This window comes from Sphingobacterium sp. B29 (assembly GCF_001952815.1).
GTDB classification, from domain to species: Bacteria; Bacteroidota; Bacteroidia; order Sphingobacteriales; family Sphingobacteriaceae; genus Sphingobacterium; species Sphingobacterium siyangense.
This window is the reverse complement of the sequence record NZ_CP019158.1, coordinates 294,946-317,972: the sequence shown is the minus strand read 5'-3', so window position 1 is coordinate 317,972 and position 23,027 is coordinate 294,946. Positions and strand designations below refer to the sequence as shown.

At 39.3% G+C, this 23,027-nt stretch carries 23 protein-coding genes; 6 read left to right on the top strand and 17 right to left on the bottom strand.

The window, feature by feature from the left end; translation table 11 throughout:
• The first annotated feature begins 185 nt into the window (after positions 1-185).
• Positions 186-1,490: a M20/M25/M40 family metallo-hydrolase gene (locus BV902_RS01415; protein WP_075990451.1), complete on the top strand. Its 1,305-nt coding sequence runs from the start codon at positions 186-188 to the stop codon at positions 1,488-1,490.
• On the opposite strand, the gene BV902_RS01410 is transcribed toward BV902_RS01415, so the two are convergent.
• The 8 genes from BV902_RS01410 to surE all read right to left on the bottom strand — a co-directional run bounded on the left by BV902_RS01410 (position 1,487) and on the right by surE (position 9,770).
• Complete coding sequence (locus BV902_RS01410) at positions 1,487-1,987, bottom strand: GNAT family N-acetyltransferase (protein WP_075990450.1); 501 nt, start codon at positions 1,985-1,987, stop codon at positions 1,487-1,489. The genes BV902_RS01415 and BV902_RS01410 overlap by 4 nt on opposite strands.
• Positions 1,984-2,562 (bottom strand): hypothetical protein, encoded by a 579-nt coding sequence (locus BV902_RS01405; protein WP_075990449.1) that lies wholly within the window; start codon positions 2,560-2,562, stop codon positions 1,984-1,986. The genes BV902_RS01410 and BV902_RS01405 overlap by 4 nt, the downstream gene beginning before the upstream one ends.
• Before the next feature lie 9 nt (positions 2,563-2,571).
• Positions 2,572-3,762, bottom strand: a complete 1,191-nt coding sequence (locus BV902_RS01400; RefSeq protein WP_075994568.1) for a M20 metallopeptidase family protein — start codon at positions 3,760-3,762, stop codon at positions 2,572-2,574.
• 13 nt (positions 3,763-3,775) lie between these two features.
• On the bottom strand, positions 3,776-4,234 hold the full coding sequence (locus BV902_RS01395; protein ID WP_075990448.1) for an SPOR domain-containing protein: 459 nt from the start codon (positions 4,232-4,234) through the stop codon (positions 3,776-3,778).
• A gap of 20 nt (positions 4,235-4,254) precedes the next feature.
• Entirely contained in the window at positions 4,255-7,542 is a 3,288-nt protein-coding gene (secA, locus tag BV902_RS01390) for a preprotein translocase subunit SecA (RefSeq protein ID WP_075990447.1), read from the bottom strand.
• A 257-nt stretch (positions 7,543-7,799) separates the two neighbouring features.
• Positions 7,800-8,669 carry a menaquinone biosynthesis family protein gene (locus BV902_RS01385; protein ID WP_075994567.1) on the bottom strand — a complete coding sequence of 290 codons (870 nt, stop codon included), beginning with the start codon at positions 8,667-8,669 and terminating at the stop codon, positions 7,800-7,802.
• A 50-nt stretch (positions 8,670-8,719) separates the two neighbouring features.
• Complete coding sequence (locus BV902_RS01380) at positions 8,720-8,980, bottom strand: hypothetical protein (protein ID WP_075990446.1); 261 nt, start codon at positions 8,978-8,980, stop codon at positions 8,720-8,722.
• Entirely contained in the window at positions 8,970-9,770 is an 801-nt protein-coding gene (gene surE / locus BV902_RS01375; protein WP_075990445.1) for a 5'/3'-nucleotidase SurE, read from the bottom strand. Before surE ends, BV902_RS01380 begins: the two co-directional genes overlap by 11 nt.
• A 540-nt stretch (positions 9,771-10,310) precedes the next feature.
• Between surE and kduI the strand changes: the two genes are divergently transcribed.
• The 3 genes from kduI to BV902_RS01360 are packed head-to-tail and all read left to right on the top strand — an operon-like array spanning position 10,311 to position 13,049.
• Entirely contained in the window at positions 10,311-11,156 is an 846-nt protein-coding gene (gene kduI / locus BV902_RS01370) for a 5-dehydro-4-deoxy-D-glucuronate isomerase (protein WP_075990444.1), read from the top strand.
• 1 nt (position 11,157) lies between these two features.
• On the top strand, positions 11,158-12,279 hold the full coding sequence (locus tag BV902_RS01365) for a DUF4861 family protein (RefSeq protein WP_075990443.1): 1,122 nt from the start codon (positions 11,158-11,160) through the stop codon (positions 12,277-12,279).
• Between the two features lie 5 nt (positions 12,280-12,284).
• On the top strand, positions 12,285-13,049 hold the full coding sequence (locus tag BV902_RS01360) for an SDR family oxidoreductase (protein ID WP_172840746.1): 765 nt from the start codon (positions 12,285-12,287) through the stop codon (positions 13,047-13,049).
• 26 nt (positions 13,050-13,075) lie between these two features.
• Here BV902_RS01360 and BV902_RS01355 read toward each other — a convergent pair whose 3' ends face one another.
• From BV902_RS01355 to dnaN, 9 genes are all read right to left on the bottom strand, one after another.
• Positions 13,076-13,915: a formylglycine-generating enzyme family protein gene (locus BV902_RS01355; protein ID WP_083663424.1), complete on the bottom strand. Its 840-nt coding sequence runs from the start codon at positions 13,913-13,915 to the stop codon at positions 13,076-13,078.
• A gap of 60 nt (positions 13,916-13,975) precedes the next feature.
• Complete coding sequence (locus BV902_RS01350) at positions 13,976-14,731, bottom strand: hypothetical protein (protein ID WP_157625822.1); 756 nt, start codon at positions 14,729-14,731, stop codon at positions 13,976-13,978.
• Between the two features lie 223 nt (positions 14,732-14,954).
• Entirely contained in the window at positions 14,955-15,530 is a 576-nt protein-coding gene (gene nadD / locus BV902_RS01345; protein ID WP_075990440.1) for a nicotinate (nicotinamide) nucleotide adenylyltransferase, read from the bottom strand.
• Positions 15,531-15,534: 4 nt separating this feature from the next.
• Positions 15,535-16,104 carry a guanylate kinase gene (gene gmk, locus BV902_RS01340; RefSeq protein ID WP_075990439.1) on the bottom strand — a complete coding sequence of 190 codons (570 nt, stop codon included), beginning with the start codon at positions 16,102-16,104 and terminating at the stop codon, positions 15,535-15,537.
• A gap of 2 nt (positions 16,105-16,106) precedes the next feature.
• Positions 16,107-16,982, bottom strand: a complete 876-nt coding sequence (locus BV902_RS01335) for a YicC/YloC family endoribonuclease (protein ID WP_083663423.1) — start codon at positions 16,980-16,982, stop codon at positions 16,107-16,109.
• Positions 16,983-17,067: 85 nt separating this feature from the next.
• On the bottom strand, positions 17,068-17,640 hold the full coding sequence (locus tag BV902_RS01330; RefSeq protein ID WP_075990437.1) for a CAP domain-containing protein: 573 nt from the start codon (positions 17,638-17,640) through the stop codon (positions 17,068-17,070).
• 171 nt (positions 17,641-17,811) lie between these two features.
• Positions 17,812-18,459, bottom strand: coding sequence for a DedA family protein (locus BV902_RS01325; RefSeq protein ID WP_075990436.1), 648 nt, complete (start codon positions 18,457-18,459; stop codon positions 17,812-17,814).
• Between the two features lie 27 nt (positions 18,460-18,486).
• On the bottom strand, positions 18,487-19,149 hold the full coding sequence (locus BV902_RS01320; RefSeq protein ID WP_075990435.1) for a DedA family protein: 663 nt from the start codon (positions 19,147-19,149) through the stop codon (positions 18,487-18,489).
• Positions 19,150-19,162: 13 nt separating this feature from the next.
• Positions 19,163-20,284 carry a DNA polymerase III subunit beta gene (gene dnaN, locus BV902_RS01315; RefSeq protein ID WP_046672565.1) on the bottom strand — a complete coding sequence of 374 codons (1,122 nt, stop codon included), beginning with the start codon at positions 20,282-20,284 and terminating at the stop codon, positions 19,163-19,165.
• Between the two features lie 209 nt (positions 20,285-20,493).
• Between dnaN and BV902_RS01310 the strand changes: the two genes are divergently transcribed.
• Positions 20,494-21,639 (top strand): DNA polymerase III subunit, encoded by a 1,146-nt coding sequence (locus tag BV902_RS01310; protein ID WP_075990434.1) that lies wholly within the window; start codon positions 20,494-20,496, stop codon positions 21,637-21,639.
• Positions 21,640-21,645: 6 nt separating this feature from the next.
• The gene (locus BV902_RS01305) at positions 21,646-23,022 is read left to right on the top strand and encodes a PSP1 domain-containing protein (protein WP_172840624.1); all 1,377 of its coding nucleotides are present in this window, start codon (positions 21,646-21,648) and stop codon (positions 23,020-23,022) included.
• Positions 23,023-23,027 lie beyond the last annotated feature (5 nt).

Sequence of the window (23,027 nt, the reverse complement as noted above, 5' to 3'; positions counted from 1 at the left end):
AGCCATTGTTAATGAGAATAGCATAAAATAGCCTCAATTTTTAGTGTATTAACGGCGTTAGAAATGCCAGACGGGATTTCCCTATCTTCGCATCATTTTGTCTGCATCATTTTAGGATTTTTTTTTCATGCACAATTCGCTTGTAGAATTTTCCTTATCTTCACCCAGACTTTACTAAGCTTTATATGAATTCAATACCTAAAATTATACTGTCTATATCTTTACTAGCACTCTCGGCAGTAACTTATGGACAGCAAGTCATTTCCGCTCAGGAACGCCAAGATGTGAGCCGTATACTCAATACCTTAGCCGCCGACGATATGCGTGGGAGATCTGCTTTGACAAAAGACATCGAACCTGCTGCAGATTTTATCGCTGCTGAAATGAAGAGAATAGGCCTGACCCCCTACGCAGAACAAAATTATAGGCAGACATTCCAATTGGATAAAATCTCTCCGGTAAGCAAATCCGCAACCATCAATAAGCAGGTTATTGCAGCTGACCATATTATTTCACTTGGAAACCATGTGGATTTACAGTGGGATAATCAAAGTAGCCTTAACATCGTCGAAATAAAATCGGGTGATGATTTTGCGAAAGTATTTAGAGAACATTCACTGGCCAAAGAAAATACACTTGTCTTGGTAGATCCTTCCTTTGAAAGCTATTTTGTACGTTTTGGTCAAATGCTCAACGCTCCAAAATTTATAGAGGAATCCACCAAACAAAAACCATCGATTGTCTACCTTTTGACAGCGGAAAAGCCCAAAGCATTTCAAATTCATATTGAACGGAAACTTCAAAATTTCCCCTTGTTTAATGTGGCGGGAATTATTCCCGGCAAAAGTAAACCCAACGAATACGTCATCTTTTCGGGACATTACGATCATATTGGCATTCTTCCGGCAGTGGGTCAAGATTCTATTGCCAACGGAGCCGATGATGATGCCTCGGGCGTAACAGCGATGTTGACCCTGGCAGATTACTACAAAAAACAGAATAAAAATGAAAGGACCCTTATTTTTGTCGCCTTTACCGCCGAAGAGCTTGGCATGTATGGCTCAAAATATTTTTCCAACCATATCAATGCGGATCAGGTAGTCGCGATGATCAATATGGAAATGATCGGAAAAGACTCAAAATTCGGTCCCAATACGGTATATATCACGGGATATGATCAATCCAATCTGGGCGAATTGATGCAGGAGAATCTGAAAAATACAACCTTCAAATTCTACCCAGATCCTTATACCAAACAGAATCTGTTTTACCGTAGTGACAATGCAGTATTAGCGGCCAAGGGAGTTCCGGCACATTCGTTCTCAACCTCTCAAATGGATAAGGATGAATACTACCACACCGTAAAAGATGAGGTATCTACGCTAAACGTTCAGAACATTATTTCCAGTATAGAAGCGATCGCGATAGGTATCTCGGGAATTGTAGAAGGCAGACAAACACCTTCCCGCGTCGAAAAACTAAAAGATTAAGAAACAGCTGAAGCGTTGACTTCCTTTTGCATAACATAGTCGTTTAGCACATAATCATAATAAGGAATATCAATAGCTTCAATGACCTCAAAGCCCTGCTTTAAATAGAAATGGTAAGCAGGGTTATTTCTATTTACATTTAGTTCAAGAATACCTTTACCTTTTAGTCGTGTTTTTTCCGAAGCGAAGTCTATCAGTGCCTTTCCGAAACCTTTTCCTTGAACGTTAGGCATCAAGTAGAGCTTTTCAATACGGACGCGATCTTCAAGAGTTCTCAAGGCAATAAATCCCTGTCCGATACCATCTTCTTTCAAAATATAGAAAAATTGGCCATTAACCATGCTTTCTGCAAGTCCTTCAACGGTATAGCTTTTTTCCAGCATAAAGTCAATTTGGTCCTGTGAAAGTATGGCTCCATAAGTAACTGGCCAAATAATATGCGCCATATTTGAAATGCTTCTGATATCGCTTTGTTCTGCCAATTCTATTGTTATCATGCGATCTTTTCTCCTATTAAAATGTATTTTACATGGGAAAATTTAAGGACAAATAAGCCGTCTTTTTCCATTTCGTATTCGTTGTCACTGATCTTAATCAAGCCTTCGTGCGTATTTTTTCCATCAGTATCAAGTCCCTCAATTCGGATCCTTTCCCCTGCCGGCTTCCATTTGGTGAATCCTGTTGTCACAAAACAATAGCGAACCCCATTCGTGATAAGGACAACATTAATCTGCTCAAGATAGGGCTCGTAATACGCCACATCAAGCTGATCGGTCAAGATATTCACCGCTTTATACTGATGTGCTACAAGGTATTCAATAGCGGTCCTTAGAAAAGCATTATCATAGGAAATTACCTTCAGATTCTCCTGTGACGCGTTAATGGCATTTTTTGTAAAAACAATATCGAACTTATACCCTCGTGCATCCAGTAAATCCATTGTTCCTTCTTCGATTACAATGGTTGGGCTCCATTCCAGTAGCTGGCCCAAATCCTCTTCATCAATAAGGAAAAGATCTTCAATCAGTAATGCGGGTTCCTGATTTTCGCGGACAATATGATGAGATGACATAGGTTCTATTTAATAACCGAGCCTACGCAAGGTAATGTATGCCATCAATCCCGTACTGATCTCCAACGAGCTTTCGTCCACATCAAAGGTAGGCGTATGAACAGCTGAAGAAATTCCTCGTGCCGCATTACCTGTACCCAAACGATAGAAACAAGCATTAATTTCTTGCGAATAATAGGAAAAATCCTCCGCGGCAGGCCATAGATCTAAGTCTACAACATTTTCCTTACCAAGATATTCTTCTGCAAAAGTGCGTGCATTTTTAGTCAATTGAGGTTCGTTTATTAAAAAAGGATATCCCTTACGGACCTCAAATTCACAAATTGCCCCCATACTTTCAGCAATGCCGACAGCAATTTTCACCATTCTTTCATGCGCCTCAGCACGCCACTCCTCGTCAAATGTGCGAAATGTACCTTCCAGATATACTTGATCAGGAATAATATTTGTCGCTCCATTGGCAATAATCTTTCCAAAAGATAAAACCGTTGGGGTACGTGGGTCTGCAAATCGACTAGCGATCTGTTGCAAAGCGGTAATGATCTGTGCTGTAATAACAATTGGATCAATATTTTGATGCGGATGTGCACCATGCCCGCCCCTGCCTTTGACTGTCATAAACAGTTCATCGCAGGAGGCCATGTATTTTCCCTCTCGGAAACCAACCTTACCCACCTCGATAAAAGGCATCACATGCTGGCCTATTATGGCCGAAGGAGCCGGGTTTTGCAAAGCGCCCTCTTTGATCATTAAGGAAGCTCCTCCTGGCAAGCGCTCCTCACCGGGCTGGAAGATCAATTTGATCGTTCCTCCAAATTCGGCTTTCAGGCTATTCAATATTTTAGCTGTCCCCAAAAGAGAAGAGGTATGTACATCATGGCCACAGGCATGCATCACTCCAGGATTCTTGGACCCATATGAACGGCCCTCCACTTCTTGGATTGGTAAAGCATCCATATCTGCGCGTAACGCAATAACTTCATCTGATGGTAGGTCACCTTTGATTAAAGCGACAATACCCGTATCGGCTTTAGCCTCATAAGGAATTCCCAATTCATCCAATTGCGCTTTTACAAATGCCGAGGTATTGTATTCTTCGAAGGAAAGTTCAGGATTCTGATGAAGATGTCTACGATTGGAAACCGTATCTTCAAAATATTGATGAGCTAAGGCCAGGACTTTTTCTTTCGTACTTGCCATAAGGTTGATTGATTTATTGATATACAAAAACGTTCTCTGAAAAAACAAAGACGTTGCTAAAATATTGACGTAACTCGCGCATGAACGCATTTGCTTCTGAACGACTTCTAAAATCTCCTACCTTAACGCGATAATTGGGTTCATCATAGGTGATGTAGGTATCAATATCTTTATACATGCTTCGGAAACGTGTCTGCTCCGAAAATGCCTGATTCCGATTTGATCCAGCGAAGATCTGTACACGGAATCCCCTTACTTTGACCCGCGTTGCCGCTGAGCGGACGACGGGTTTAGAAGGAACTACTGTCGTTTTGCTTTCGACAGGATTGATCCCCATAGCTGCCCTGAAATTTTGAAGCTGTGTAATCAATGAATCTTTGGTTACAATTACTCCACCTTTTTCTTGTGCGTTCACCTGAGCTAGCGCAAACAACACAAGTGCATGTATGAAAATCAATCCTCTCTTCAGCATAGTTTAACCTTTCTTATCGATTAGTTATTTGCGCCGTGGCAATTTTTATATTTTTTTCCTGAACCACAAGGACATTCGTCATTGCGTCCCACAGTATTCTCATTACGAACAGGTTCTTTTGCACCCTCATTCACATCCTCTTCACTCACACCTGTAGGCGAAGCCAATTCAGCTTTGCTTTCAACAGTTTTCACTGGCGCCTGCTGTACTTGTCTCGCTTGCATAGAAGTCGGTTCTTGACCTGGAATCTCTCCTTTGAAAATAAAGCTAACGACATCTTTATTCATGGAAGCCAACATCGATTTAAACAAATCAAATGCCTCCATTTTATAAATGATAATCGGATCCTTTTGTTCATAAACAGCATTTTGAACGGATTGTTTCAAATCATCCATTTCACGCAAGTGCTCTTTCCAAGCCTCGTCGATTAATGCTAATACGATTCCTTTTTCAAAAGATTTGAAAACTTCTTTACCATTGCTTTCGATCGCTTTTTTCAAATTCGCCGAAACTTGAATGCCACGGATACCATCCGTAAATGGAATAACGACATTTTCGACAATTTGACCTCTTTCCGCATACACATTATTCAATACAGGAACTGTCAAAGCGCCAACGGCTTCAATTTTATGGTGGTAAGCATTAATTGCATGCTCAAATAGACGATCGGTCAAGCCTTCAATTTTGCCTTGCGCAAATTCTTCCGCAGTAATTTCTGGTGTAATCGCAAAAATACGGATTACTTCGATTTGGAAATCTTCATAGTTACCTTGCTCTTTTGCTTCAACGACAATTTCTTCGGCTACATCAAAAATCATGTTGTTCAAATCCACATCCAAACGTTCTCCAAACAAAGCGTTTTTACGCTTCGAATAGATTACAGTACGTTGTGAATTCATGACATCATCGTATTCCAATAGGCGTTTACGGATACCAAAGTTATTCTCCTCCACTTTACGTTGTGCACGTTCGATGGATTTAGTCAACATACTATGTTGCATCACTTCCCCCTCTTCAACACCCATTTTCACCATGATGTTAGAGATTCTCTCTGAAGCAAATAAACGCATCAAGTTATCTTCCAAAGAAACGAAGAATTGCGAAGAACCTGGGTCTCCCTGACGACCTGCACGACCACGTAACTGACGGTCAACACGACGAGATTCGTGTCTTTCGGTACCGATAATTGCAAGACCGCCAGCATTTTTAACTTCTTCGGTCAATTTAATATCCGTACCACGACCAGCCATGTTCGTCGCGATGGTTACTTGTCCTGGGCGTCCAGCTTCAGCTACGATATCAGCTTCTTTTTGGTGTAACTTCGCATTTAATACATTATGTTTAATCTTACGCAATTGAAGCATACGGCTCAATAACTCCGAAATTTCAACCGATGTCGTACCAACCAATACTGGACGTCCAGCATCTGTCAATCGTTGAATTTCTTCAGCTACTGCGTTGTATTTTTCACGTGCCGTACGATAAATCAGATCCTGACGGTCATCGCGTTGTGCAACACGATTCGTCGGAATTTCGACCACATCAAGTTTGTAAATTTCCCAAAGTTCACCGGCCTCTGTCGACGCTGTACCTGTCATACCCGAAAGCTTGTGGTACATACGGAAGTAATTTTGCAGTGTAATCGTTGCGTAAGTTTGTGTTGCATCTTCTACTTTCACATTCTCCTTTGCTTCGATCGCCTGGTGCAAACCATCTGAGTAACGACGGCCATCCATGATACGACCTGTTTGCTCATCAACAATTTTCACTTTACCTTCATCAACGATATATTCAACATCATTTTCAAACAAGGTATATGCTTTTAACAGCTGGTTAATCGAGTGAATACGCTCTGCTTTAATTGAATAATCGCGCAGCATGTCTTCTTTCTGAGCTGCCTTTTCTTCCAAAGTCAAAGAAGACTTTTCAATTTCGGCAATCTCAGTACCAACATCCGGTAAAATAAAGAATGAAGGATCTTCACCTGTTGCTGTAATCAACTCGATACCTTTTTCTGTCAATTCTACTTGATTATTCTTTTCATCAATCACAAAATAAAGTTCTGCATCTACTTTAGGCATATTTTTATTTTGCTCTTGCATATAGTAGTTTTCTACTTTTTGTAAGATAGAACGATTAGCACCTTCGCTTAAGAACTTGATTAATGCTTTATTTTTAGGTAAACCTCGATAAGCTCTTAATAATGCTAAACCTCCGCCTTCAACATCAGAATCTCCTGCCGCCAGCGCTTTTTTAGCATCATTCAAGACTGTATTGATGTAAGCTTTCTGTACATGTACCAAACGTTCGATACGCGGTTTTAATTGGTAGAATTCGTGTTGATCGCCACGAGGAATCGGACCTGAGATAATTAGTGGTGTACGCGCATCATCAATCAATACAGAGTCAACCTCATCGACCATGGCAAAGTGTAATTTTCCTTGCACCAATGCGTCTGGAGTCTGAACCATATTATCACGTAGATAATCAAAGCCAAACTCATTATTCGTACCATATACGATATCCGATTGATAAGCCTTACGACGTTGCGGGGAATTTGGTTGATGTTTATCGATACAGTCAACAGATAGCCCATGGAACTCAAATAACGGTGCATTCCACTCCGAGTCACGACGAGCAAGGTAATCATTCACCGTTACGATGTGTACTCCTTGACCAGAAAGAGCATTTAGATAGGTCGGTAATGTTCCTACCAACGTTTTACCCTCACCTGTTGCCATCTCGGCAATTTTACCGCTGTGCAATACAATACCACCGATTAACTGGACATCATAGTGTACCATGTTCCAAGTGACCTCAGTACCTGCAGCCATCCATTTGTTTTTCCAAATCGCCTTATCACCATTGATGATAACGTTTGATTTGTAAACAGCCAATTCTCTGTCAAAATCGTTGGCAGTAACTTCTAATTCTTCGTTTTCTGTCAAACGTCTTGAAGTTTCTTTTACCACAGCAAATGCCTCCGGTAAAATATCCTTCAATACCTCTTCCAACTTCTTGTCACGGTCTTTGGACAATTTGTCCACTTGCTCGTAAATAGAAGTTTTCTTTGCCATATCGTCCTCGTCTTGATCCGCTTCTTTTTTAAGCGTATCAATTTCTTGGTCAATATCTGCTAGGTAATTTTTAATTCTTTCTTTGAAATCAACGGTCTTGGCACGTAACTCGTCATTGGTTAGATTTGAAAGCTTCTCATATTCAGCTTTGATTTGGTCTACCACAGGCTGAATTCCCTTGATATCTCTCTCGGATTTACTTCCAAATAATTTACTTAAAAACTTTAACATAATTTTTTTTCTATCTCAACTTAAGATTTTGTACAATAATGACTCCAAAGTAAAATTGCAGACAATTTGACACTAATCGGGCAAATTTAGTTATTAGATATGATATCTAACAGCTTACATCCATTTTTTTTACGTTATTTTTATTGAAAATGTCAGTTCCTTTCAGCCAGCAAGAATCCCATATATATTTATCCCTTTTTACGCCACCTTTACGTGAAGTTTTTCTGGGTAATATATGCCTCTAATCCGTCAGCTGATTATGATAAAAACAGCTTTTGGTCTGATTGCGGAATGAATCCCAGTTCCTGAGCCTTTTCAAACATCTTCGTAATCGCATCACGTCCTTCATGCCCCAACTCTACTGAATATTTATTGACATAAAGTTCAATATGCTTGTACATCACCTCTTCACTCATTTCCTGTGCATGCGCACGAATAAATTCAAGTCCAGATTTCGGATTGGCAAATGCGAATTCTACACTTTCCTTTAAAATTGTATTCAACGTATCCTTCACCTTTTGTGGCAAACTACGTTTTACGACAATTCCGCCAAGAGGAATCGGAAATTTTGTCGTCTTCTCCCAGTACTCCCCCAGATCTACGACTTTATGCAGTCCTTTTTCAGCATAAGTGAATCTATTTTCATGAATAATCAATCCCAAATCAATGGATCCATCAAGTAAGGCTCCCTCAATATCCGAAAAAACAAGTTCAACTTTATTTTTTAATTCGGGGAATGCCAAGCTTAATAAAAAGTTAGCGGTTGTATACTTTCCTGGATAACCCACTTTCAGTTGATCGAATCCCTCTAGGCTTTCAGCTCTTTCTAATTTTTGCTGAAGTAATTTCGCTAATTTCGGATCCTTCGTAATCAGCATAGGCCCTACACCAAATCCTAAAGCACTACCTGCATCGAGCAGTTCATAATCTTCAACCGCGTAGGCAAAGGCATGATAGCTCAGCTTGGTGATGTCAAGATCGCCTTGAAAAGCTTTCAAGTTCAAGGTCTCCACATCTTGATATTCCACCTCAAAATCCAGTCCTTTGGTATCTATCTTATGATGAATCAATGCATCAAAAATAAATGTATCGTTTGGACATGGAGAAAATCCTAATGTTAATTTCATGTTGTACAAAATTTTTTCCCCATCCGTCAGATGGGATTTATGAATTTTAATCAAACCGTAATTCTATGCGTTATCAGGTAAAGTATCATTGCCAAAAAAGTACTGGCGATAATTCCTTTTCCGAGATGATCGTTTCCCGACCGATACGCAAAACGTAAAAGCACTAAATTAACCAATACGGCTATGGTATAGATAGCCATGGGTTTCTCGGGTAAAAAATGAAGTTCAAGATCCGTAAAACGTACTAAAATATGAGCCAATACTGGAGATACAGTACCGATACCCAATCCTATCCAGAGATTATTTTTCACGTTTATCGTCTCCCCTTGTATTTCCCAGATGATCAAAGCTCCATGAATTCAATTCTGGGATAGCGTGATGTGCCGTCATATCGAACTGTGTCGGAACGACAGATACATAACCATTGGCCAATGCAAAACTATCGGTATCTTCCCCCCTGTCCTGCAAGACAAATTTACCCGTTGTCCAATAATAATCGCGATTGTGTGGATCAATGCGTTCATCAAATTCTTCTACCCAATGTCCTCCAGCCTGTCTACAAATTTTAATCCCTTTAAAACCTGCTGTTTGCGGAAAATTAACATTCAGCAATGTATTTTTAGGAAGACCATTCGCCAGCACCTGCTCGGCAATAGAAATCACGTAAGGTCTGCAATAGCTAAAATCCGCATCATGAGAAAAGTTATCGAGCGAAAAACCAACAGAAGGAATCCCTTCAATAGCCCCTTCTACCGCAGCAGACATCGTACCGGAATACAAAACATTGATTGAATTGTTGAGCCCATGATTGATTCCCGAGACGCATATATCTGGCTTTTGCCCTTTAAAAACTTTATTCACCGCAAGTTTCACACAATCTACCGGTGTTCCTGAACACTGATACATTTCAACCCCTTCATATAAATTGATTTTATCCAAACGTAACGGTCTACCAAGTGTAATGGCATGCCCCATTCCAGATTGCGCCGAATCAGGAGCAACGACAACTACATTTCCGATTTTCTGCATCTCCTCCAATAGCACCTTAATCCCCGGCGCTGTGATACCGTCGTCATTAACAACTAAAATATTGGGTTTCATATGTAAATAATTTCTTTTTTAAAGGTCATCAGGAATCTCCAGTTCTCTCCATCTGTGTTTATGCTTTTAGAATCGGGTATTTCTTTTTAACCATATACGAAGTTAGTAAATCTGAAACCGAGATGTAAATAATATTGACACAACAGGCAATTATTATCTGTAAAGGTCGCTCATTAGGACATGGCAAACAGCATAAGCGACTGTGGAAACAGGAGTTCAAACGAACACAGGGAAGCTGCAAGGGAGCGCTGAGTTTAAGCGCAGCAAACAAAGATGAGATGGTAACCAAGTTATATGTTTTAACAGTGCTTGTTCAGTGCTCGTTCAGTGCTTGTTCAGTGCTTGCTCAGTAACGACTGAATAAATAATGATTAATCACTGTCTAAACATTGGTTAAATATTGTTATTAGATATAATTTGGTAGGGGTATGATTTACCACCGATCACTACGACATCGTTTGCGTAAGATTGTGTCGTTATTGACAAATATTAGCCCTAAATTTAGCATTCAAACAGACAAACAAAGATAATAATTCAGTTATGAGCATTAATTTTGAATCCCGTTATGCAATAGGGCCAAAGGAATACAAAACTTTAGATACACAAGGGTTAAGGGAAAATTTTCTAATTGAAACAGTTTTTGAAGAAGACAGAATTAATTTTGTCTATACCCACTATGATCGCTATATGGCTGGTGGAGCAATGCCTGTAAGCTCAAAAATCAAATTAGATACCATTCCCGCATTATTAAAAGAACCTTACTTCCTTTCTAGAAGAGAGTTGGGTATTATCAATGTCGGTGGGAACGGTCAAGTTGAAGTTGACGGCATTACCTATGATCTCAATACCAAAGAAGCCCTTTATATCGGCCAGGGTGCTCAAGAGGTTTATTTTTCAAGCAAGGACGCCGCACAGCCCGCAAAATTCTATTTAAACTCTACACCTGCACATTGCAGCTACCCAACTAAAAAGGTAACGAAAGAAGATGCAAATAAAATAGAATTGGGTTCATTGGAAACAGCTAACCACCGTACGATAAACCAGATGTTATTGAACAAAGTGGTACAAACCTGCCAATTACAGATGGGAATGACCGAGTTAAAACCGGGCTCTGTATGGAATACAATGCCATCCCATACCCACGATCGTCGTATGGAAGTCTATTTCTATTTTGAATTACCAGAGGGACAGGCGGTATCACATTTTATGGGACCCATCGATGAGACCCGCCATATTTGGATGCACAACGATCAGGCTGTAATTTCTCCACCATGGTCAATTCACTCCGGAGCTGGAACTTCCAATTATACCTTTATATGGGGAATGGCGGGTGAAAATTTAGATTATGACGATATGGACAAATGTGCCATCACAGAATTGAAGTAATATGAAAAAAACACTCGTATTGAGTTTAGCGCTAGGACTTTCAACACTTGCTTTTGCGCAGAACAACAAAACCATTACTGTAAACAACTCTTCCGCTAGCGCAAGAACAGAGTTGATCAGCATCCCTTATACAACATTCGAGAAACACTTCGACCTGAAAAACAGTGTATTTACGATTGTGGATAAGGACAAAAAGGAACTCGCCTATCAACTTGAAAAACTAGGAAAACCGACGGCACAAAATATTTTAATCCAAATAACCGTTGCTCCTAAAAGTTCAACAACCTTCGGGGTAAATGGGAATAAACCCACAACTATTGCTTCCAAGACCTATGCAAGATACGTCCCTGAACGCAAAGATGACTTTGCATGGGAAAACGATATTGCAGCGTTTAGAGCCTATGGAAAGGCTTTAGAAGGTAGCTCTGAGGACGCACAGGGTTTTGACTTCTGGGCAAAACGTAGCAATGACCTTGTTGTTGACGAATGGTATAAAACCGGGGATTATCATGCCGATCATGGCAAAGGATTAGATTATTATTCCGTCGGACAAACCTTAGGTGTTGGTGATGCAACCCCCTTTATTGACGAACAGGTTGTTTACCATAAGCATTATCGCCAATACGAGGTATTGGACAACGGTCCGCTACGCTCCACATTCAAACTTATCTATGAACCGGAGAATGTAAAGGGTCAGCAGCTACAGGTTGAAAAGACCATTTCCCTAGATGCTGGGAGTCAATTGAACAAAATAAGCTATTCTATCAAAAACGCAACCTCTGCCTCTACGCCAATTGTTGTGGGGATCGCTAAAAGAAAAGAGGAAAAACCTCAAATTCTAAATGATGTAAAGAATGGCATTTTAGCGTATTGGGAACCTGCAGAAGGAGATAAAATTACTGGAACTGCGGTTATCCTACCAAAAGTAAAATATGTATTCAAAGATAGTCCAAAACAATTTTTACTGGCAACCACCGTCAAAAATGATAAACCACTGGTTTATTTTGCGGGGGCTGCATTCAATAAAGCGGGTAAAATAGGTAGTTTTGAGCAATGGCAGTCTTATTTAAAAACATTTAAAAATAATTTAGATCAACCGTTAACAATAAAATATTCAAAATAATGTCCATACTGCAATCTTTTGACTTAAGTGGGAAAGTAGCCTTGGTAACAGGCTGCAAAAGAGGAATTGGCAAGGCAATTGCCGAAGCATTGGCTGAAGCCGGAGCAGATATTATCGGCGTTTCAGCGTCATTGGAAACTGAAGGCTCTGCAGTAGAAAAATCCGTAAAAGCATTAGGCAAAAATTTCTATGCCTATCAGTGTGATTTCTCTAAACGGACAGAACTTTACAAATTTATCGAAAAAGTAAAATCAGCGCATCCGACGATTGACATCCTGTTTAACAATGCTGGAAATATCCTTCGTAAACCTGCTGCCGAGCATCCAGATGAATATTGGGATGAAATTATCGAGATCAATCAAAATGCGCAATTTATATTAACACGTGAAATTGGAAAGGACATGATTTCACGTGGAACTGGAAAGATCGTATTTACAGCATCTTTGTTAACTTTCCAAGGTGGCATCAATGTTCCGGGATATGCCGCTTCAAAAGGTGCTGTAGGATCTTTAGTAAAGGCTTTTGCGAATGAGTGGGCTTCCAAAGGTGTCAACGTAAACGGATTTGCTCCAGGATATATTGCCACGGATAATACCGAGGCACTTAGGGACGACCCTGAACGCTCTAAATCCATTTTGGACCGTATACCTGCAGGTCGCTGGGGAACTCCAGAAGATTTTAAGGGGCCAGCTGTATTCCTCGCTTCAAAAGCGTCTGACTATGTACATGGAACCATCCTTACAGTGGATGGTGGCTGGATGGGAAGATAACAATCAACCTTTACGATGAATTTGTTTTAAGAGTCTTTATCCGAAGGGGTAAAGACTTTTTTTACAATTCTAAATCCCAGATTACTAAAAGATGCATTGGGACTAACTGAACCTATATAGACTGTATTAAAAGCAGCACAGCTATTTTTACTACACCACCAGGAGCCTCCTCGGGCATGGACAATAGAGCGATCACCATCTCTTTCAAGCTTTCCGGTACAAAATTCAAAGACATTTCCAAAGATGTCATAAAGCCCCCATGGATTGGGTTTGAATTTTCCGACAGGAGAAGTATACAGATAGCCATCGGAATAATCCGCTTTCAAATGATCTCTACCATGCCATACATTTGCATATTCACCCATATTCTCCTTACTGAAACCTTCAAAATAATAACCTTCGCTACCCGCTCTTGCCGCCACCTCCCATTCGTCAAAAGAGGGCAATCTACAGTTTGCCCATGTACAATATGCTAGCACATCCTTATAGGAAATGCAGGTAACAGGATGATCCATCTTAGCCTCAATGCCGCCACGACTTATACCATTCGGAAAGCGCCAATAGGCTGTACTATCCTGTAGCCAACGAAACTCCGCCAATCCAGGCTCAAAGACCATGGCGTTGTGATACCGTTCTGCTAATGTTTTATAGCCTGTTGCTTGAACAAATTTCTCAAATTCAGCATTCGTTAGCTCAAACTTAGCGATCCAAAACGATTCAACTTTTACAACTCTTTTGGGATTATCTAGGCTACCTGTATCACCCAAATGATAGTCTCCGGCCGGAATCTGGATATAGTTTCCAGCTTGGGCTTCACATTGGAGATGTAAAACAATCAATCCTATCAAATAGAGTAATTTCCTCATTCTCCTTGCCGTTTGTTATAATACAAATTTGAAGTTTCGAATACTAAAAATCCAACTGCACTACTTGCTTTTTTTCTCATCGTAATATTTAAGCGCCCGGCTAAATATCAGCGCCTCATTTTCTTTATTGTAATTTAGATAGGAGTAATAATTGCTATTTTCTCCATATAACTTTTTAAAAGACGTAGACTTTATAAATTCACTATATTCACCACGTTTCATCAGCAACATCAATAAGGTCAGCGCATCTTTGTCTTTCGGTGTCTTCTTGGCATAATCAATAATAAAAGGAATCATTTGCCAACCGTTTAGTTCCACTAGGGCATGCTTATAATTTACCCCCATCCGTTTGCTTCGGATAACAGATTCCTGGATAAGTTTGATTACTGAATCCCTATTCTCCTGCAAAAAATCGGTCTGTCTTTGCGACCAGGACGACTCATTAAAACCGTCCAATAAGGTACCAAAGATTTTTTTGTCGATCTGCGTTTGGTATTCAGGTATAGCGCAATTCTGCGCATATAGTTCTGCGTGAATCATGGTATAGGTAAACTTTTCGCGCAGGGATAGCTTTTTAAAATCAGTAGCCAAAATTGCATTTGTTCCAGCATCGGTCGTTTCTTTATCTTCTTCGGGGATTATTTTTGCGATTAACGCCTTTACTTTGTCCAAACCATAGGGCGGGATGGTCATTTTGTTCCGCTCTTCGATAGCAGCAGGATCCATAAAAAGACTCTCGTCATCCTCCGGATTCGTTTGTGCAAAAACACCTACCCAACACAGGAAAGAAATAAAAAATAAAAGTCCCCTTTTCATATCGTATGATTTAATATCTTTTAAAAATAAAGAAATTACTGCTACAAAAATTATTCCTTCTTTATTATATAGAACTTCCTTTCGCCCCGATCCGCCTTTTCCGAATTGCAATGATTTCTAAATACAATAATTCCTTTTTGTAATGAATACCCTCTGCTCCTAACAAAAATCCCCGGATTTAATAAAACCCAGGGATACTATATTTCTTTTACTTTTGTCTATATCAAGAATATAAACCTTTCTTATCGATAAACTCTATCACCTTTTGCGGTACAAAAAATTGAATATTTTTATTTTCCTTGATTGCCTTTCGCAAAAAAGTAGAAGACAATTCCATCAATGGTGTAGCTGTGATGGTGATTGAAGGATGATCCTTAAGCTTTCCACCATCATATCCAGGACGTGGATAGACATAAATCTGGTAGTCGCGTAAGATAATATCCGCATTTTTCCATTTTTCCAAAGATTCCAAACTATCTTCTCCCATAAGGAGCACAAATTCACGATTGGGATATTTTGCTTTTAAATGGGTGAGCGTATCTATCGTATATGACGGTATTGGTAAATGGAATTCAATATCTGTTACCCGCAGGTGTTCAGCACCCTCCAAAGCCAGATTTAACATCTCCAGACGATCATAGGGATCTGCCAATGTAGATTTCTTCTTAAATGGATTTTGAGGAGAGACCACAAACCAAACTTCATCCAATTCAGTGAAACTGGCCATATAATTAGCGATGATCAGGTGTCCTATGTGCACCGGATTAAAAGAACCAAAATACAGACCAATTTTTCGCATGGACTTATTTATTGATAAATCCCATAACAATTTCTTCAGCTTCGGCACATGCAGTAGCTAAATCAAAGTTATTCAATATGACATCAAATTTATTGGCATAGGTAAGTTCCAGTTCAGCTTTGGCAAAACGTTCCTTCAATTTTTCTTCTGAATCCGTTCCACGTCCTGTCAAACGCTCCTTAAGCACCTCCAATGATGGTGGCTGTACGAAAATAGAAATTGCCTGTTCTGGGAATTTTGATTTCAAACGTAGTCCACCAACCACATCGATATCAAATATAACATGTTTACCTTCTTTCCAAATACGTTCAATTTCTGAACGCAAAGTACCGTAAAATGTTCCTGAATATACTTCTTCAAACTCGATGAACTCCTGTTTAGCGACCTTATGTAGGAACTCCTCCTTTGACATAAAATAATAATCTTTTCCGTCTACTTCCTGTCCTCTAGGGTCACGGGTACTCGCAGAAATGGAAAACTCTATTTTATCGCCATGTTTACTTAAAAGATCTCTTACTATTGTTGTTTTACCCGCTCCTGACGGGGCCGAGAATATAATTAATTTACCGCTCATCCTTATAATACGTTGAGCAATTGCTCTTTTATTTTTTCTAATTCTTCTTTCATTCTAACCACAATCTGTTGGATTCCGGCATGATTGGCTTTAGAACCAAGGGTATTGATTTCTCTACCCATTTCTTGTGAAATAAAACCTAATTTTTTACCATTTGAATCGGCTGAATCAAACGCTTTTAAAAAGTAGTTGCAATGGGCGCGCAATCTCACTTTCTCCTCAGTCACATCCAATTTGTCGATGTAGTAAACAAGTTCCTGCTCAAATCGATTTTGATCGACATTTTCTTTACCTACCGTATCATTCAAAAATTGCTCGATACGCTGTCTGATCAAAGGTATACGTTCTACTTCCAAAGCCTCTACCTCAGCAAGGTAAACTAAAATAAGCTCAGCCCGCTTTTTTAAGTCTCCAGCAAGTACATTTCCCTCATCTTCACGAAATGTATTAAAACGTTTGACGGCATCATAAAAAGCATCCATCAATACCTTAGACTCCTCGTCATCAACCGAATCATCATTGTTCGTGATTACCTCAGGCATATTTAATGCGAGTTCAAACAGGTTGACATTCGTATCGTTGAGTTCTACAGCAATCTGCTGCAATTGACTATAATATTTTTTGAGTAAATCAGCATTAATGGAAGACGCCTTCGCAGTTTGATCCGTGTATTCAACCGTTACATTCATGTTAACTTTACCACGTTCAATAAGTTTGCTACTTTCAGTACGCAGGGTTAATTCTTTGTCCGAAACAACTTTGGGCAAACGAAGATTTAATTCAAGGAATTTTGAATTTAAGGACTTTATTTCGACACTATATTTAACTTTACCGTTATCAGCGGAAGCTGTGCCATATCCTGTCATGGATTTTATCATATGCAAAGGTATGACTTTTCAGTAAAAATTAAATACACTGTATCGATTAATTGCTGATACTCGCCAAATTACCTTTCTTTTTATTTTACCAATCGTGTTTAGCGATGATAACTACTAAGTAACTTTCATAAGGTTTGGCACCTTTGCATTCAACATAACCAATCCCAATATCATATAGCGAAGCGTTCCACTGATCCATGCCCAATAAATGGGTACGATGATGATAACCCGGAGCTTCCTTTCCAATAATTAAGGCCTTAATGCCAGCGGTAGCACCGGATCGGTTGGCCGCAATGGACTCAAAATTGTTTGCATTTCGTTTTGACAGCCATGCCGGATTAAGCTGATATCCTGCCTCGTCAATGAAATAATTAGGTCCATAGCCCTCAGGTGAGACATGGTCAAAATAAGAACGTTTAGCCATATCTTTTGCACGATAAACCGCAACCTCGGCCAATTGTTTATTCCAATTGAGTTTGGTTCGTTTAATCTTCTGCAGATTAAAAAGCTTAAGTTCCTTCTTATACTTTTCGGGATTTGTACGAATTTTGTTCAATAGCTCATAGGCCTCGATGGCTTGACCATGATCGACAACCACACGTTGGGCAAAAATAGACTGTGTAAAAAGCAGGGTAAATGCTAAAATCAAATAGTTCATACGTAAATAATCTCTTCTTCAATGACCTTACGAAATATCCAGATGATATTGCCAGCTTAACTTAATTTTATCGCGTCCAAAATACATTTGGGCACAGTACCTGTACTTTTTCAATAGGAATATTTCGTATCAATCCTTTAACCCTAAAAGACCATATTTAGTATGCAACGTTTAATCTTTTTTTGATCTATTTGTAGTCAGAAACTGTATAAGCATGGGTATTAGGCTAATAAAGATAACGGCCAGAATAACAAGGGAGAAATTATGCTTAAAGAATGGCAGCTGTCCAAAAAAATAACCTGCAAGCATAAACAATGAAACCCATAATATACCGCCAACTAAATTATATGTTCCAAAGATCCTGTACGGCATTTTACCAATACCGGCTACAAATGGCGCAAAAGTCCTAACAATGGGCACAAATCGCGCGTAAATAATGGTCCTCGTTCCATGTTTCGCATAAAAATCCTGTGTTTTTTGCAGGTAAGTCGGCTTAAATATCCTTGATCCTGGCTTAAAAACACGGATTCCAACATATTTACCTATTTCATAATTCACGAAATCTCCGGAAATAGCGGCGAAAACTAAGATGACCATAAATAGTGGTAAAGAAAGCGGACAATCGGGGCGGGCAATTATCGCACCCAGGGCAAATAAAACTGAATCACCAGGAAGAAATGGGGTAAAAACAAGTCCTGTCTCCGCAAAGATGATTAAAAACAAAATCAGATAAGTCCAGTTTTCATAACTATTGATCAGTTGCAAAAGATGCTGGTCGATATGCACTATAAAATCAATAAACTGTGAAATGATTTCCATTTTTTTGATCTATAAAAAAAGGGAATCTTATTGGATTCCCTTTTTAGTTTTTATCTTTTCTTTAATAAGCTCGAAGATTATTGGCAATATCGATATAAAAATAATGATCAATACGACCTTCGAGAAATTATCTCTGATAATCGGAATATTTCCCAAAAAGTATCCTGCGAGGGTTATACCACCCACCCACAAGACAGCCCCTACGACATTATACGTAATGAAGGTGCCATAATTCATCTTTCCAATCCCCCCAACGAAAGGCGCCAAGGTACGTACGATAGGTACAAATCGAGCGATAACGATTGTTTTACTGCCATATTTCTCATAAAAAGAATGAGTCTTGGCAATTTGCTCATCTTTGACTACCTGCTTACCAAAGAGCTTAAATTTCGTTAGGCGCATACCAAAATTCTTACCAATAGCATAGTTTAAGGAATCCCCAGAAACCGCGGCTACCAATAAAATGAGAATCATCAACCATACGTTAAGATCATTTGGTTGTGCGGCTAGCATGCCCGCTGCGAACAACAAAGAATCTCCTGGTAAAAAAGGCATCACAACCACTCCTGTTTCTACAAAAATAATAAGAAACAGAATAAGGTACGTCCAAGTCTGATAATCATTGACTATTTCAACCAAATGTTTATCAATATGGAGAATAAAGTCTATAAGATGCGTAATTAGTTCCAAACCCTGACGAAGATTAAGCGTTGTTTAACATAACAGGCATCACCAACATCAAAATATCTTCATGATCTTCAGATACGGCCGGAATCAATAAACCGGCACGATTTGGCGTACTCATCTCCAAAACAACTTCTTCACTCTCTAAGTTATTTAACATCTCCACGAGGAATTTGGCGTTAAAACCGATTTCCATATCATCCCCTTCAAATTGACAGGATAAGCGTTCATGCGCTTCATTAGAGAAATCTAAATCTTCTGCAGAGATATGCAATTCACTTCCTGAGATCTTCAGACGAACCTGATGGGTTGTTTTATTAGCAAAAATCACCACCCGTCTCAAGGTATTTAAAAACAATAATCGATCTACAGTTAACTTGTTAGGGTTGACTTGAGGGATTACAGCAGCATAATCTGGGTAACGTTCATCAATCAAACGACAGATCAAATTAATATTGCCAAAGCTAAAGAACGCATTGGTTTGATTATATTCTATCGATACTGTAATATCATCGGATGGTAGCGACGATTTGAGCAATGAAAGTGCCTTTTTCGGCAAAATAAGGGATGCTGGTTTTTCAGCACCAATATCAGTTCTCGAATAACGCACCAACTTGTGCGCATCGGTAGAGACAAAAGTCACATTCTTTTCAGCTAATTGCACCAAAACACCAGACATCGCCGGTCTCAATTCGTCGTTACTGACAGCAAAGATCGTTTTACTGATCGCTTCTGACAAAATAGGAGCTGGCATCTGAATAACTGACCCGTTATCGATTGAGGGAATTTTAGGGAAATCGTCGGCATTTTCTCCACTCAACTTATATTTTCCATCACCTGCACTGATCTCAATCGCCAAGGTATTCATATCTACTGAAAATGCTACTGGCTGATCTGGTAAGGTTTTTAACGTCTCGATCAAAATCTTCGAAGGCATGGCTACTCTTCCCTCTTCTTTTGCTTCGATCTGTAAAGAAGTAACCATACTTGTTTGCAGATCCGTAGCAGAAATAGTCAAGTTATTGTCTTTTATTTCAAAAAGAAAGTTTTCCAAGATAGGCAAAACAGTACTTGTACTGGATGCGCCATTGATAGCTTGTAACTGCTTTAATAAAATTGATGTTGATACAATGAATCTCATTTCCTGAATACTAATTATTATGTGCAATAATACACAAATTAATCAATATTTTTCAGTTTTACAGGCCGCTTTCTTTCCACATAAAGAGATTTCGATCGCTCAAATAAGCAATTGTATTTCAATTAATAAGCACAGCGCCAAAAGTATAGAAAGCAAATTCGGCCCGATAAATCACAATATTTATTACATTTGTATAATAGCAGTAGTGTATGCAGTTTAAAGAGATCATTGGGCACAAAGACATCAAAGAACATTTAGTTCGCACGGTTCATGAAAATCGTGTGAGTCATGCGCAATTATTTCTTGGTCCAGAGGGCTGTGGTAGCCTTGCATTAGCCTATGCTTATGCACAGTTTTTGAATTGTGAAAACCGACAGTCAACCGATAGTTGTGGCGAATGCCCCTCTTGTCGAAAATATAATAAGCTGATCCATCCCGATCTCCACATGTCCTATCCTTTCATAGCCAAACATAAGGAAGATACGGCATCCGATTATGCGGACAGCTGGCGAAAATCTTTTTTATCCAACCCGTACATGGGATTGGAATATTGGCGCAATCAATTGGATGCAGACAACAAACAGGTCAATATCAATATTGCAGAGGCGCATGGTATCATCAAAAAACTAAGCCTCAAATCCTTCGAAGCTGAATATAAGGTTTTAATTATGTGGCTTCCCGAATACCTGGACACACAAGGCAATGCGTTGTTAAAGTTAATCGAAGAACCACCCGAAAAAACGCTCTTTATTCTTGTGGCAGAAAATCAGGACAAAATATTAAATACGATCATATCGCGTACGCAATTGGTCAAAATAAAGAAACTGGATCATAGTGAGGTAACACAATACTTAAAAACGGTACATCAACTTTCGGATCAAGAATCGGCTGAAATTGCTTTTATTGCGGATGGAAACCTACAAGAAGCAATGAATCAAATCCAGTCGCAAACAAATAATCATTTTGGCATTTTAGTCAATTGGTTACGTTTCATTGTTTCAGATGCGGGAACCAATATGATCTCTTTAGTGGAAGAAGAGCTCTCAAAAATGGGGCGAGAAAACCAAAAAAGCTTTCTTTTTTATGCAATTAATATGATGCGTCAAATTATATTAATCAAAGAAGGGCTTTCCAGCTTAGTGTTCTTACCGGCCAAAGAATTGGATTTTGTCCAAAAATTTGCCGTACACTATACCGTTGAACAAATTGAAGCAACAATAAATCTATTTGAGGAAACACATTATTTTGTAGAAAGAAATGCAAATCCCAAAATATTATTTTTAGATTTATCTTTGCAGTTAACATTAATATACAAGTACAAAACGTTTCCGAAAGGAACTCAATATATAATATAGAAAACTATGGGATGTGGCAGTTGCTCATCCGGCGGAGGTTGCGGTACTACCACGACAAATGGTACACCAGCAGGATGTCAGAACAATGGCTCTTGCATGACTAGCGGATGTAATAAATTAGATGTATATGACTGGCTTTCCGATATGGATATGCCTTCAAACTATAAACCATTTAATATCGTCGAAGTACGATTCAAGGGATCACGAAAAGATTTCTTTATTAATGTAGACAATACCTACCTTGAAATGGGGGAAATGGTCGTTGTAGAACCCTCTACTGGTGGCTATGATGTCGGACATGTCTCCTTAACGGGTGAATTGGTCAGACTACAATTAAAAAAGAACAATGTTACTCCAGAAACGGTAACTAAGAAAATCTATCGGAAGCCCAATGAAATGGATGTAGAGAAGTATAACGCAGCAAAAGATCTCGAATGGGAAACGATGCACAAAGCACGTAAACTGGCTTTGGACCTGGGTTTGTCCATGAAGATTTCTGATGTTGACTACCAGGGTGATAAAACCAAGGCTACCTTCTACTACACTGCTGAGGGCCGCGTGGATTTCCGTGAGCTTATCAAAAAAATGGCTGAAGCTTTCAGAATACGCATTGAAATGCGCCAGATAGGTATGCGACAAGAAGCTAGCCGCCTCGGTGGAATCGGCTCCTGTGGTCGCGAACTCTGCTGTTCAACCTGGTTAACGGATTTCAAAACAGTGTCCACGTCGGCAGCACGTTATCAAAATCTTTCTTTGAATACGTTAAAGCTAGCGGGACAATGCGGAAAATTAAAATGCTGTCTCAATTATGAATTAGATAGTTACATGGATGCTTTAAAAGACATCCCGAATAATATCGACCGCATCGAAACCCTAAAAGGGATTGCTTATCTTCAAAAGACCGATATCTTCAAAAAAATGATGTGGTTCTCTTTTCCTGGAGCCGAAAATTGGATCGCTATCCCCGTTCAACAAGTCAAAGAGTTTGTCGAAATGAATAAGCAGGGGATCAAACCGGAAGCAATTTCGAGTGCAGTAGATAACGATGAAGTCAGAGAAGAGAAAAATATCAATTACGATTACGAAAATGTAGTCGGACAGGATAGCTTAACTCGACTTGATGACCGGAATAAAAGAAAGAAAAAAAGAAAATCCAAAAGCAATACTGTCAAACCTGAAAGTAAGGCTGGACAAAAAACTGAGAAGTCCGAACAAAGTACACCTAGACAAAGTACTAAACCTCAGATTTCGACCGATGCTGGAGCTCCAAGCGCGAATAAAGAGAATAAAGAAGGATCTAATAACAGACCCAAAAAGCGCTTCAATCGCCATCGGAATAAAAACAAAGGTAATAACAACAATGCTGCACCGAAAGCAGAATAAAAAAA

Coding starts and splice junctions, on each gene's coding strand:
- BV902_RS01355 (WP_083663424.1), bottom strand. CDS start 13,915: ATGAGGAAATTACTCTATTTGATAGGATTGATTGTTTTACATCTCCAA.
- gmk (WP_075990439.1), bottom strand. CDS start 16,104: ATGAGCGGTAAATTAATTATATTCTCGGCCCCGTCAGGAGCGGGTAAA.
- BV902_RS01335 (WP_083663423.1), bottom strand. CDS start 16,982: ATGATAAAATCCATGACAGGATATGGCACAGCTTCCGCTGATAACGGT.
- dnaN (WP_046672565.1), bottom strand. CDS start 20,284: ATGAGATTCATTGTATCAACATCAATTTTATTAAAGCAGTTACAAGCT.
- BV902_RS01310 (WP_075990434.1), top strand. CDS start 20,494: ATGCAGTTTAAAGAGATCATTGGGCACAAAGACATCAAAGAACATTTA.
- surE (WP_075990445.1), bottom strand. CDS start 9,770: ATGAAACCCAATATTTTAGTTGTTAATGACGACGGTATCACAGCGCCG.
- kduI (WP_075990444.1), top strand. CDS start 10,311: ATGAGCATTAATTTTGAATCCCGTTATGCAATAGGGCCAAAGGAATAC.
- BV902_RS01365 (WP_075990443.1), top strand. CDS start 11,158: ATGAAAAAAACACTCGTATTGAGTTTAGCGCTAGGACTTTCAACACTT.
- BV902_RS01400 (WP_075994568.1), bottom strand. CDS start 3,762: ATGGCAAGTACGAAAGAAAAAGTCCTGGCCTTAGCTCATCAATATTTT.
- secA (WP_075990447.1), bottom strand. CDS start 7,542: ATGTTAAAGTTTTTAAGTAAATTATTTGGAAGTAAATCCGAGAGAGAT.
- BV902_RS01410 (WP_075990450.1), bottom strand. CDS start 1,987: ATGATAACAATAGAATTGGCAGAACAAAGCGATATCAGAAGCATTTCA.
- BV902_RS01395 (WP_075990448.1), bottom strand. CDS start 4,234: ATGCTGAAGAGAGGATTGATTTTCATACATGCACTTGTGTTGTTTGCG.
- BV902_RS01330 (WP_075990437.1), bottom strand. CDS start 17,640: ATGAACTATTTGATTTTAGCATTTACCCTGCTTTTTACACAGTCTATT.
- BV902_RS01415 (WP_075990451.1), top strand. CDS start 186: ATGAATTCAATACCTAAAATTATACTGTCTATATCTTTACTAGCACTC.
- BV902_RS01305 (WP_172840624.1), top strand. CDS start 21,646: ATGGGATGTGGCAGTTGCTCATCCGGCGGAGGTTGCGGTACTACCACG.
- BV902_RS01325 (WP_075990436.1), bottom strand. CDS start 18,459: ATGGAAATCATTTCACAGTTTATTGATTTTATAGTGCATATCGACCAG.
- BV902_RS01385 (WP_075994567.1), bottom strand. CDS start 8,669: ATGAAATTAACATTAGGATTTTCTCCATGTCCAAACGATACATTTATT.
- nadD (WP_075990440.1), bottom strand. CDS start 15,530: ATGCGAAAAATTGGTCTGTATTTTGGTTCTTTTAATCCGGTGCACATA.
- BV902_RS01405 (WP_075990449.1), bottom strand. CDS start 2,562: ATGTCATCTCATCATATTGTCCGCGAAAATCAGGAACCCGCATTACTG.
- BV902_RS01350 (WP_157625822.1), bottom strand. CDS start 14,731: ATGAAAAGGGGACTTTTATTTTTTATTTCTTTCCTGTGTTGGGTAGGT.